This window comes from Bathymodiolus platifrons methanotrophic gill symbiont, assembly GCF_002189065.1.
Lineage (GTDB): Bacteria > Pseudomonadota > Gammaproteobacteria > Methylococcales > Methylomonadaceae > Methyloprofundus.
On sequence record NZ_BDMN01000181.1, the window covers coordinates 1 to 11,314 of the forward strand.

Consider the following 11,314-nt stretch of genomic DNA (forward strand, 5'->3'; position numbering starts at 1 on the left):
TGTTTGCATAAATTTCTGAATGGGCGGTCAGTAATGCCTGCCATGGGCGCTAAGATAAGATTATTCTGTAATTGATAGGGGCCTATCTGCATTTTTTTGGCTGGCAAAGTCTTTATGGGGTTAATTATGATACTACAAAAGCATTATTTTTAATAAGAATTTTGCTGTATATATCCTAAGATTATTGAAAAACTCTGGAAACCGAAAATAAACAAAAAAGAGTAGGGGCTTTTTAGGTTGCCCCTATGTGTACTATCTTACTAAGAGGGGGAGTTCTGCAAGGTGTTTTTGGTAATTCAACTTTACCAGTTCTGGTGTGTAGTTGCGTTCCAGGCGGCGTAAAGAGAAGTGGGCATGAGCCAGATCTTGAAAGTAACTGATAAATAAAAAGTTGATCGTGGCGCCACCAATAGCACCAAGGACTGGAATGGATTGTGCGGCTATTTTTTCAGAAACGGGGATACTAAAACGTGCGGCAATTTGATTGAGGGCTTTATTTACAATGGATGCACCTTCTTTAGTTAGTGCTGGTTTGCCTAACTGTGTGCTTGCATCAGTGAGCCCTTTGGCAAGTATTGAACGAATGGCATAGTAACCTGTTTCAGAGCCATGCCGGGTAGTGTCGCTTAAAGCAAAAACTTCCAGACAGGCCATTTTGGTATTGCTATGACTTAGGTTTTCGCCATAAAAACGGGCAATATCAGCAATGGAGCGCAACATAATAGTCGTTGATATAGGAAGCTCGATGGTAATGGCTGTTAAACCAAAAGCGCCGCCAATAGCACCACTTAAGCCGGCAAAGAATTTATGTGTTTTATTGAAAGGAATGCTACTTTTACGCGAGTTTAAGGTGAAAATAGCGCCTTCTAATGATTTTTCCAGGGCTGTTCGGGTTATATCATTTAAGGAAAGAGAGACTTGCGCAGGTAAAATGGCAATGGTTTTTTCTACAGCACCGCCCACGGTTTTAGTGACTCTTGAACTAAAACTCGGGTTTTCTAATACATCAGCTGCCTGGTGTAAAATAAGTAGGTCGTTAGCGGTGAATTTCATTGTAATTCAATGTTCAGAAGAACGCGGGTAATGTAGCGGAATATAGTTCGCATGTACTTAGGTACGAGCATGAAATAACTTTTATATCATTTTATGATGCGCAGTGTCTTTAGATACTGTGAAAGTATTTAACATAATTCCCCTCCTTAGTTAAGGAGGGGTTAGGGGAGGTTTGATATATGTTTTTATACGATCCCCCCTTCTCAAGGGGGGAGGCTAAAAGCACATACTTTCACAGCCTCTTTAGCCTGCAGCTTAATAAAGGCCGTCTCAGGATTCGCGCCCCATTGTGCTCAAGTGTGTTGTGCACATTCACTTAATGAGTGATGCTCTCTATGTGAATCCTAGTGGGTAGTGCGATAATAATACCATGAATAGTGAATCTTTATTTAGTATGGCTTTAGGCTTACAATCGCCTTGGAAAGTGGAAGAAATTATCTTTTCAAACGACAATATTTTAGAACAGAATGAACTTCATTTGCAGATAGGTTTTGAACCAGGCGCCCGTTTTGCTGATGAATCGGGGGTTCTCTGCCCAGTGCATGATACAGTCGATCGGCAATGGCAACACTTGAGCTTCTTTGAGCATTCTTGCTATCTACATTGCTCTGTTCCTCGCATCACAACAACGGACGGGAAAGTTCGTACTGTAGAAGTCCCTTGGGCTCGCCCCGGCAGTGGTTTCACTCTGCTATTTGAAGCCATGGCATTGGCACTGATTGAAAGAGAAATGCCCGTCAATCGGGTTGCTGAAATGTTAAAGGTGAATCCACAGCGAATCTGGACGATCTTTAATCACTGGATCGGCAAAGCTAAAATAGCGGATGATGTTTCATCCATTACTCAACTTGGTATAGATGAAACCTCCTCAAAAAAAGGTCACAAATATGTCACTTTAGGTGTCGATTTAGACGAGTCTCGTGTTATTTTTGTCACTGAGGGTAAAGGTAAAGCCACTTTGCATAACCTTCAGGAACACCTTGAAAACAAAGGGGTAGAGAAAGAACAAATTGAACAAATAAGTAGGGATCTATCGCCATCCTTCATTGCTGGAGCCGCAGAGGCTTTTCCATCAGCAGAGATAACCTTCGATCGGTTTCATGTTGTCAAATTATTAAATGAAGCAATGAATCAAGTCAGGATTAGTGAGCGTAAAGAGCATGATGCACTCAAAGGACACAAATATACTTTTTTAAGGAACCGAGAAAACTTAACCAATAAACAAGAAGTTTCATTAGCTGAAATGATTGACCTATATCCTACGTTAGGGCAGGCATATCGATTGAAAGAGCTTTTTAATGACTTATGGTCAATGCCCGATAAAGTATCGGCTGAAGCCTTTCTAAAGCAGTGGTGTGAAGAAGTAGAAAAATCTAAAATCTCAGCATTTATGAAGTTTGTAAAGACCGTTCGGAGCCATTGGTCTGGCATTATTCATTTCGTTGAAACGAAGATTACAAATGGAATTCTTGAGGGAATTAATAGCAAGGTCCAACTGGCCAAACGACGAGCAAGAGGTTATCGTAATATTAATAATTTTATCAATATGATTTACTTTCTTTGTGGTAAGTTAAAATTCGACTACCCACTGTATTTCACATAGAGCCAAAACGGCTCTATTAAGCCTTATGTATAGAAAAATCTGTTTAACTCTGAGATCTGTATTCATTAAATATCCATTAATGGTCATGTTACTGGTTTCCTGTTCGGCGACTCAGCTTGTGCAGCAGGAAAGCATGCCAGTTGCATTTATAACCGTGCATCATTCTAAATTATTGATTCCTGAAAATGCGACGTACCAATGGTCAGATGGCTTTATGCGTCATTCGCAAAAAGGGCTAATTAGTAATGTTGATATGTGGGAATTGTTAAAGCAGAGTATCGAGCAAGAGCTGAACAACAAAGGCTATAGGCATACTGCTGAAGCGGAACATGCGGATTTAAATATTAGCTTTATTGCAGCCTTGGCCTCAACGCTAGGAGATAAAGAAATAGCTAGCCGATATGGTTTAGTGCCAGGCTTAATGGTGCATAGTGTAGATAAGAATCGTTATGAAAAAGGCACTTTAATATTTGATGTGCTTAACCCGGAAACAGGTCAGCTGGTTTGGCGTACAGCAGGGCAGGCATTAGCTGTTTTGGAAGAGATCCCACTGGCAGATAGAAAAGCTAGAATTGATGTATTTGTTAAAAAATTATTAGCTTTTTTACCTGAAAAGTAATTTAATATAGTATTCAACACTAATGCTAGGGGATAAAAATGAAACAGGAATTTGATAATTTAATGGCAAAATTAACTGCTGAGCGTGATGAAGCTCAATTAAAGTTACATTTAGCTTCGATGGAAGTCAAAGAGGAATTTGAGGGTGCTGAAAAAACGTGGGGACAAATCAAGCAAAAAGCAGGTGAAATTGCTGATGATTCAGTAGAAACCACAGACGAATTTATTAGTGCCGCTAAAGTTGTTGGCGAAGAGTTAACAGAAGCTTATCAACGTATTACTAAGCGTATTAACAGCTAATAACTGGATGTTTTACTGGGTGGTTCTGGCAGAAAAACCTTTCCACCCAGTATTTCCTGCTTCTTCTTTTTAGGAGTTAAGTATTTTCCTTCGCTTAAAATCAGGGAAACGGAGCCTAAGCGGAGTGATGATTTTTAGTCCCTGGTAGGCGACAGGGCAATTCGCTGATCCGAAGTGCGCTAGTAGCGCGCGAGGGAGGCAAGAATTGCATTCCGAATAGCCGTCCAGCCATTTGAGGTAGTCTTAACGGAGCAGGGTTTTGTGCGTAGTTGAGACGGACGCAGGGCGACCAGGGCATCTCCCATTCGCTGCGTAGGCGAATGAATGTTGGTGACAGGAGTCCCAGAATGTTGTGAGGTAGCATGGCGCGCCTGGTTCCTGCATACTAATCATGTTGCTCATAGCACAAAGCAATGGCAAGAAAAATATGAATATCGAACTTAGAACCTAAAATTTGGTGTTTTGTATGTGATGGTCAGAACACCTGATCTCAGCATAATAAAATCAAAGCCTTATGGAAATTATCAAGATAATATAGTGAGACCATAATGTACCAATCACCCGTCATACCCGCAGGGAAGCGGGTATCCAGTGCCATGGATGGCATCGTTCACATCCATGTGACTGGATTCCGGCTTCCCCAGCCTTCGCTTGGGGCAGGCTCTGCCGGAATGACGAGGGATAAAATAGTATCAAGTAACTACCGCGAGTTCAGGTTAGGGAGACGGAAATAAATAACCGTCCAATTTTTAAACGTTAATAAGCTAGATTCAATAATCTTTCTGACTGCCCAGAATGTATAGAAATTATTTACCTGAAAGCCTATAGGTATGCGATGCATACCCTACACAAAGCTTGTTCCGCGTTGAATTAGTCGTCTAATTTTGGATGATTTAATTTTTCCATTTCCCTTATCTGATAGTGTAAACTATGGTAATTACCTAGCGCAACGTCACTTATCAGGTTTTTGAGAAGGGCGCTTGAATATCGTAAGTAAGGTATTGCATTCGATGGGTAAATGACAATGATAAAATGGCAGTGGGCTTCATTTGATGAGCTTTCCTTACATGAACTATATGAGATCTTAAAAATACGTCAGGCTATCTTTGTCGTTGAGCAAAATTGTGCCTATCAGGATGCTGATGACCTGGATCAAGTCTCATGGCACTTAGGAATGTGCACGAAATAACATCCTGAAGCAGCCAAGCTTGAATAATGAAATATCTCCCCTAAATTAAGGTTATCTTAATTTATTACTCAGTGGTTGTCTTATGTCATTTCCTTATAAAAAAAATATCGAAAAGTCGATGAAGAAATTTTATGACTCACTTTGTGAAAAAAATAAGCGACGGTATGCCGCCATTGAAAGTGAAAAATTATCTCATGGTGGCGTTAACTATATTTCAGCTTTATTAGAGTGTGACCCAAAAACTATCCGCCAAGGAAAAAAAGAACTCACCGAATTAGAACTGGATATAACAGGAATCAGACAACCTGGAGGCGGTCGAAAAAAAAGACCTCTACCCCTGAATACAGTGGAATAGATCAAGACTTTTTAGATATTCTTCAACAGCATACAGCAGGCAATCCAATGAATTCATCTATTAGGTGGACTTATCTAAAGCCGCGTGAAATCGTCAGTGAATTATTAAAAAAGGGTTATTCTGTCAGTCGTAATATCGTTCGATATTTATTAAAAAAACATGAATATGTTAAGCGCAAAGCCCAGAAAAACATTACGATGGGTGGTCATCCTGACCGCAATGCTCAATTTGAAAATATTACCCAATTGAAGCAGGACTACCTGGATGCGGGAAACCCTGTTATTAGTATGGATACCAAAAAGAAAGAGTTATTGGGTACTTTTTATCGTAATGGATCGCTCTATACACAAGCAGCCATTCAAACGAATGATCATGATTTCCCTAGCTCTGCAACAGGCAGTGTTATTCCTCATGGGTTTTATGACCTCAAACGAAACACAGGATATATCACGCTTGGAACGAGTCATGATACCAGTGAATTTGCCTGTGATAGCTTATTTCAATGGTGGGTAAACGAGGGTATTATTCATTATCCTAAAGCAAAATCATTGTTGATCCTTTGCGATGGTGGAGGGAGTAACAGCTCACGGCACTACATTTTTAAAGAAGATTTACAAAAGACTGCGAATGCACTTGGATTGGAAATTAGGATTGCCCACTATCCTCCTTATACCTCCAAGTATAACCCCATTGAACATCGTTTTTTTCCGCATGTGACTCGGGCTTGTGAAGGTGTTGTATTTGACTCGGTTGAAACAGTTAAAACATTGATTTCTAGAACATCAACGTCAAAAGGACTAACAACAATTGTTCACATACTCGACAAAATATACGAGACAGGACGAAAATATGCCGCTGACTTCAAAGAAATAATGCCGATTGTATTTGATACACATTTACCAAAATGGAATTACCGTGCAATTCCTCAAGAATAATTAATATCGGGAAGTTGTTTCGTGCTTATTCCTTAATTGCTTGGCGGGGTGGTGCAGGTAAGAAGAAATGTGCAGCCTATTTGCGTGTTGTTTTTCCTGGCAAGAAGTTTTCAGAGCCATCCATAGGTAGAGTCCTTGTTATGCCGGAATTTCGTAAAGCAGGGTTAGGTAAAAAACTTACTGCGGAAGCAATCGGGCATATTGCTAAAGAATATCCAAATACAGCAATTCGAATCTCTGCTCAGCAGCACCTGGAACAGTTTTACTCAAAATTTGGCTTTAAAACTGTTTCTAAGCCCTATAAGGAAGATGGAATTCCCCATATTGAAATGTTAAGGTGAATGTTCAGTTTTTTTTCTTGATTTTCAAGTGAAGATGTCTATTTACAAATGTTAATTGCTTGCTGATGCTGCTAGTGTGCAGAAATGGAGTCTATCCGCGCCACATGTTTTTCACCAATTTATATGGCTTGGAAAGACTTGACCCCAAAATTTGACCCCAAAATTCACACTGATATTGTGAGCTATAACACAGTATAAGCGTTGTGTTATTTAGTCTTACATAATAGAATGCAAACCATATAAATTTTAACGAATATTTGCGTTAGTTAATCGAATAACTTGTGCAATATCTGATTATTTCCCGGGTTATTTAAGTCAAACATACAGTCCAAAGGAGCGACTAATGCCTTTAATAAAACAAATCTCTGCTAGTGCCGCACCTTTTTTGGACGGATTAATAGATAACTATAATTTATATTTTAAATCAGTAGTCTATAAAACCCCCTATCCTTCAAACCTAAATAGGTGCTGCACTAGAAAAATGAAATTAAATCATTCTCAAATCCTGAGTAAAGTTTTGCTATTTAGCCTAATCGCTATTCTTATCGGCGCAAAGCCCGCGTTTGCGGTAGATTTGCTGGCGGAGTATCGCTTTGAGGGTAATCTAAATCCTATCCAGCCAGGTAGCACTTTGACACCCTTTGGTACCAGCAAAGATGCAAATAATCACTGCAACTCCTCTTCGAGCTTTACTGGCGATTCCTGGCATTGGGCCTCGGACGGATGTGTCCGAGGCGGGGGATTCAGGATCGATGTCGATGAGGACATCAGTTCTAGTTACAGCATTGGGGTTCGTTTCGAGTATGGCACAATCGAAGCCGGGTGGGAGAAGATTATCGATTTCAACAATATGCTGACGGACGACGGATTTTACTTCAAAGAGCATCTTATCAAGTTTTACCCAATAACGGCTGCTGAGGGAACAAATAGATATAGTGCAAACACCACCTATGACCTTGTAGTTACCAGGGATGGTGGAACTAAGAAATTTACTGCCTATATCGTCAATAGCGCAGGTGATGTATTCCAAGAATTCACATTTATTGATACGGCTGGGCAAGCATTACCCTTTATTCAAAACGGCAAGACCCGGCTGGGTTTCTTCTTCGACGACACAGCAACCTCAAATGAGGCTACTAACTCGGGCACGGTGTACAATGTTAAGATCTGGCGAGACGCTCTTACAAAGGATCAGATTAAGGATGCCATGAGTACCACAGCCCGGTCATTACTTCAAATGGTGGTGGCTCTACTGCATCAATCCCGGTCTTTGATGGTCATACGGGTACGGTTACTACGGTCACTGCGACTGATATTGATAATGATACGCTGACTTATCGATTGAATGGTGGTGCCGATGTATCTAAGTTTACTATTGACGCGTCGAGCGGTGTTTTGACGTTTATAAACCCTCCAGACTACTATTCACCTACCGATGCGAATAGCGATAATCATTACCAAGTAACTGTACAGGTTGATGATGGCAAGGGTGGAACTGCGGATCAGGAAATAACGGTACAGGTATCACTAGTCGCATCAGCCACCCCGGACAGTTACTCAGTCTCTGAAGATGGTTCATTGACTGTACCTGTCAGTGGTGTTTTAGCAAACGACCATGACGCCAATAATGATCCTTTAACTGCAGTGCTGGATGCCGATGTCAGTAATGGTGTGCTTACCCTGAATCCTGACGGTAGTTTTGACTACACCCCAACCCCGTTTTTCTCGGGAACAGATACGTTTACCTATCATGCTAATGATGGTACTTTTGACAGCAATATCGTGACGGTTACTATCACGGTAAATCACATCAATCATCCACCGGTTGCGCATCCAGACGCCCACATTACCCATGAAGACATCCCGCTTATCGTTAGCGTAGCCAATGGTGTTTTGCATAACGATACCGACCCGGATGTGCATGATACTTTGCTTGCCACCAAGGTCACGGATCCGGGTCATGGCTCGGTGACTTTAAATCTGGATGGTAGTCTGACATTTACTCCGGATGCTAACTACAATGGTCCGGATAGTTTTACCTATAAAGCCAATGACGGGCATACCGACAGTAATACGGTAACGGTCGATATCGCGGTCGCAGCTGTCAACGATGCACCTGTTGCTCTACCAGATAGCTATGGCACACAAGAAGATACCACATTAAAATTTAATGCTGCATTAGGTGTGTTGCGTAACGACACTGCCCCTGATGGCAATCCTGTTCATGTTAGAACATTTTCTCATCCAGCTAACGGAACACTGCTGCTTAACCCCGATGGTAGTTTAGAATACACGCCCAACCCAAATTTTAATGGTGATGACAGCTTTACCTATACTGCAAATGATGGACAGCTTGATAGTGCGCCTGTACAGGTATTTATCCATGTTTCAGCGGTTAACGATCCACCAAAGGCGCTACCAGATGCCTACAGCGTACATGAAGATACGGGTTTAAGCATTGATGTCGCGCATGGGCTACTGCACAATGATTCTGACCCTGAACACAATATATTAACCGTTAAGCTAGGCAACAATGTTGCTAATGGCACGCTGCATTTAAAGACTGACGGTAGTTTCGATTACACACCAAAAAACAATTTCAATGGCACTGACAGCTTTACCTATACTGTAAACGATGGAGCGCTTGATAGTACACCAGTCACTGTTACCTTAACTGTAGATGCGGTCAATGATGGACCAGTTGCAGTTGGAGACGCTTATTCTGTCGCTGAAGATACCTTGCTCACAGTACCTTTAGCAAAAGGCTTGCTACTTAATGATAGTGATCCCGATGGCGATTCATTATTAGCACTTCTGGTTGACTCACCAGTCAATGGAATAATACAGATTAAGCTGGATGGTACGTTTAGCTATCAACCGAATTTTAATTTTTCAGGGGCGGATTTCTTCACCTACAGAGTTAACGTTGGCAAGCTTGATAGCCCTACTTTTGCTATCGTCAATATCACCGTTAATCATGTGAATAAACCGCCTCTTGGCGTTGCTGATAGCTACAAGACGCAGGAAGATACAGCCCTTAAAGTAATAGCAACTGCGACAACAGGATTACTGGCGAATGACCTTGATCTGGATCATGATATTTTAACGGCGACTGCGTATACGCTTCCTGCACACGGCAGCCTGTCTCCCGGCTTGCATGGAGAGTTTATACCCCCGATCAGGATTATAACGGCTCGGACAGCTTTACCTATATTGCCTCTGATGGACAGTCATTCAGCTCAGTAATACCCGTTACCATCAACGTGCATACAGTGAATGATGCTCCTGTGGCAAGTGATGATGCTTATTCAATCGGACAAGACGGCTTCCTGAAAGTGACAGTGGCTAAGGGACTGCTGGCCAATGACCATGATGTGGATGGCAATAACTTGCGCGTCAGCAGTATAGTGTCATCAGTAACTAATGGTGCTTTACAACTAAGTCTTGCTGGCAGTTTTACCTATAAACCAGCTGTTGGATTTTTTGGTACAGACAGCTTTACTTATAAACTGAAGTTTCCCAATTATTGAGTAGCTGAAATACACAATGCTGGTGTATCGAGGTTTATTTTAGGTGGTTTTGCCATGTTTATAGCAAACCCCTACTTAATTCCCCTTAGGCAATAGCATTTGAAACGAATGAAAAGACTATTTTTTTCATATAGTTGTAGCATAGTTTCAAAATAGTTTCAATTTTACCATAAATAATTATTGGGAAACTTCAGCTTATAAAGTAACTGATGGTGCGTTAGATAGTAATGAAGTAACGGTTACCATTACAGTAAACCATGTTAACCATCCCACACTACCGAATACTGATGCCTATACCATAGCGCAGGACGGTCTTTTAACAGTAACAACGGCTAACGGACTGCTAGCCAATGATCTGGATATCGATGGAGATACCCTGCTAGTGACTAATATCCACACTAGCGTAAGTCATGGTACCCTGCAAATGGTGTTGGATGGTTCATTTACCTATAAACCTGATTCCGGATACAGCGGCCCCGATAGTTTTACCTATATAGTCAATGATGGCACCGTGGACAGTGGCCCGGTTACCGTTAAAATAACAGTAACGCATGTTAACCAACCCCCACTAGCCGGAAATGATGTATATAATTTGCCACAGAACAGCGTTTTAACAGTGCCTGCAAAAGGTCTGCTGAACAATGACCTGGATGCTGATGGCGATCAGCTGTTTGTTTTGAATCTAGGCCAACCAGCTCATGGCTTACTGCATCAGAATAATGATGGTGGATTCACTTACACACCCGACTTCGACTTTGAAGGCGTTGATAGTTATACCTATATGGCTTACGACGGCAAGTTAAGTAGTGTTGTGGCGACGGTTACATTGAATGTACATCATGTTAATCACGCTCCCGTTGCTCAAAGCAATAGCTACAGTATCGCGCAAAATACTGTCCTGCAGGTTGATAGCTTACAGGGCGTGTTGAGTAATGATAGCGACCCAGAAGCGAACTTAATGACCGCCATCCTGTTGACTCAAACTCAACACGGTACATTACACATGGAAAAAGACGGTAGCTTTAAATATACGCCAAATACTAATTATGTTGGGTCAGATAGTTTTAGCTACCAGAGCAGTGACGGCAAGTTGAGTAGTAATATAGTCAGTGTGACAATCAAAGTTAATGATACCAACCAGGCACCTGTAGCAGTCGACGATAGTTATACGATTGCCAGTAACACAGCATTACAGGTAAGCGCTGCTAATGGACTGCAAGCCAATGATAGTGATCCGGACGGGGATGTACTAAAAGTAATTATAGCTACCCAGCCACAGCATGGCACTCTGCATGCTTTACCTGATGGCAGCTTTATCTATCAGCCATCCCCCGACCCCTCCAATGGCATTAGCTTAAGCCATTACCCCCTTCGGTTAAGAGCCCGCACG

Annotated in this window: 12 protein-coding genes and 1 pseudogene; 11 read left to right on the plus strand and 2 right to left on the minus strand. The window is 41.6% G+C overall.

Translation table 11 applies throughout. The features are described 5' to 3' along the window. Positions 1-252 precede the first annotated feature (252 nt). Entirely contained in the window at positions 253-1,053 is an 801-nt protein-coding gene (locus CDZ78_RS10930; RefSeq protein WP_087870047.1) for an EcsC family protein, read from the minus strand. A 370-nt stretch (positions 1,054-1,423) separates the two neighbouring features. On the opposite strand from CDZ78_RS10930, the gene CDZ78_RS10935 reads away from it, so the two are divergent. From CDZ78_RS10935 to CDZ78_RS10945, 3 genes are all read left to right on the plus strand, one after another. Then, on the plus strand, positions 1,424-2,656 hold the full coding sequence (locus CDZ78_RS10935) for an ISL3 family transposase (protein ID WP_087870048.1): 1,233 nt from the start codon (positions 1,424-1,426) through the stop codon (positions 2,654-2,656). A 133-nt stretch (positions 2,657-2,789) separates the two neighbouring features. Then, on the plus strand, positions 2,790-3,275 hold the full coding sequence (locus CDZ78_RS10940) for a DUF4136 domain-containing protein (protein WP_167374262.1): 486 nt from the start codon (positions 2,790-2,792) through the stop codon (positions 3,273-3,275). 38 nt (positions 3,276-3,313) lie between these two features. After that, positions 3,314-3,574 (plus strand): hypothetical protein, encoded by a 261-nt coding sequence (locus CDZ78_RS10945; protein WP_307190490.1) that lies wholly within the window; start codon positions 3,314-3,316, stop codon positions 3,572-3,574. A 179-nt stretch (positions 3,575-3,753) separates the two neighbouring features. Here CDZ78_RS10945 and CDZ78_RS23740 read toward each other — a convergent pair whose 3' ends face one another. Beyond that, positions 3,754-3,879, minus strand: coding sequence for a hypothetical protein (locus CDZ78_RS23740; protein ID WP_263458613.1), 126 nt, complete (start codon positions 3,877-3,879; stop codon positions 3,754-3,756). Positions 3,880-4,592: 713 nt separating this feature from the next. Here CDZ78_RS23740 and CDZ78_RS21960 point away from each other — a divergent pair. The 8 genes and pseudogenes from CDZ78_RS21960 to CDZ78_RS10975 form a co-directional block, all read left to right on the plus strand. Further along, positions 4,593-4,763, plus strand: a complete 171-nt coding sequence (locus CDZ78_RS21960; RefSeq protein WP_167374263.1) for a GNAT family N-acetyltransferase — start codon at positions 4,593-4,595, stop codon at positions 4,761-4,763. Positions 4,764-4,845: 82 nt separating this feature from the next. After that, the gene (locus tag CDZ78_RS23145; protein ID WP_087868120.1) at positions 4,846-5,118 is read left to right on the plus strand and encodes a hypothetical protein; all 273 of its coding nucleotides are present in this window, start codon (positions 4,846-4,848) and stop codon (positions 5,116-5,118) included. After that, positions 5,115-6,053: an ISAzo13 family transposase gene (locus tag CDZ78_RS10950; RefSeq protein WP_230990509.1), complete on the plus strand. Its 939-nt coding sequence runs from the start codon at positions 5,115-5,117 to the stop codon at positions 6,051-6,053. The genes CDZ78_RS23145 and CDZ78_RS10950 overlap by 4 nt, the downstream gene beginning before the upstream one ends. Further along, positions 6,023-6,394, plus strand: coding sequence for a GNAT family N-acetyltransferase (locus CDZ78_RS10955; protein ID WP_087870051.1), 372 nt, complete (start codon positions 6,023-6,025; stop codon positions 6,392-6,394). Before CDZ78_RS10950 ends, CDZ78_RS10955 begins: the two co-directional genes overlap by 31 nt. Positions 6,395-6,737: 343 nt before the next feature. Next, positions 6,738-7,727: a hypothetical protein gene (locus tag CDZ78_RS10960; RefSeq protein ID WP_087870052.1), complete on the plus strand. Its 990-nt coding sequence runs from the start codon at positions 6,738-6,740 to the stop codon at positions 7,725-7,727. Between the two features lie 62 nt (positions 7,728-7,789). Then, a pseudogene (locus CDZ78_RS10965) lies at positions 7,790-9,391 on the plus strand (cadherin-like domain-containing protein); the annotation flags it as partial. Between the two features lie 275 nt (positions 9,392-9,666). Further along, a complete protein-coding gene (locus CDZ78_RS10970; protein ID WP_140414005.1) occupies positions 9,667-9,924 on the plus strand; it encodes an Ig-like domain-containing protein in 258 nt (85 codons plus the stop codon). A 244-nt stretch (positions 9,925-10,168) separates the two neighbouring features. Further along, on the plus strand, positions 10,169-11,314 hold a 1,146-nt coding region (locus CDZ78_RS10975; protein ID WP_244559228.1), incomplete at its 3' end, for a cadherin-like domain-containing protein.

What these genes read in the sequence shown, in the direction of transcription:
- CDZ78_RS10940 (WP_167374262.1), top strand. Translation starts at nt 2,790, where the DNA reads ATGCCAGTTGCATTTATAACCGTGCATCATTCTAAATTATTGATTCCT.
- CDZ78_RS23145 (WP_087868120.1), top strand. Translation starts at nt 4,846, where the DNA reads ATGTCATTTCCTTATAAAAAAAATATCGAAAAGTCGATGAAGAAATTT.
- CDZ78_RS10955 (WP_087870051.1), top strand. Translation starts at nt 6,023, where the DNA reads ATGGAATTACCGTGCAATTCCTCAAGAATAATTAATATCGGGAAGTTG.
- CDZ78_RS10935 (WP_087870048.1), top strand. Translation starts at nt 1,424, where the DNA reads ATGAATAGTGAATCTTTATTTAGTATGGCTTTAGGCTTACAATCGCCT.
- CDZ78_RS21960 (WP_167374263.1), top strand. Translation starts at nt 4,593, where the DNA reads ATGACAATGATAAAATGGCAGTGGGCTTCATTTGATGAGCTTTCCTTA.
- CDZ78_RS10930 (WP_087870047.1), bottom strand. Translation starts at nt 1,053, where the DNA reads ATGAAATTCACCGCTAACGACCTACTTATTTTACACCAGGCAGCTGAT.
- CDZ78_RS10945 (WP_307190490.1), top strand. Translation starts at nt 3,314, where the DNA reads ATGAAACAGGAATTTGATAATTTAATGGCAAAATTAACTGCTGAGCGT.
- CDZ78_RS23740 (WP_263458613.1), bottom strand. Translation starts at nt 3,879, where the DNA reads ATGGGAGATGCCCTGGTCGCCCTGCGTCCGTCTCAACTACGCACAAAA.
- CDZ78_RS10960 (WP_087870052.1), top strand. Translation starts at nt 6,738, where the DNA reads ATGCCTTTAATAAAACAAATCTCTGCTAGTGCCGCACCTTTTTTGGAC.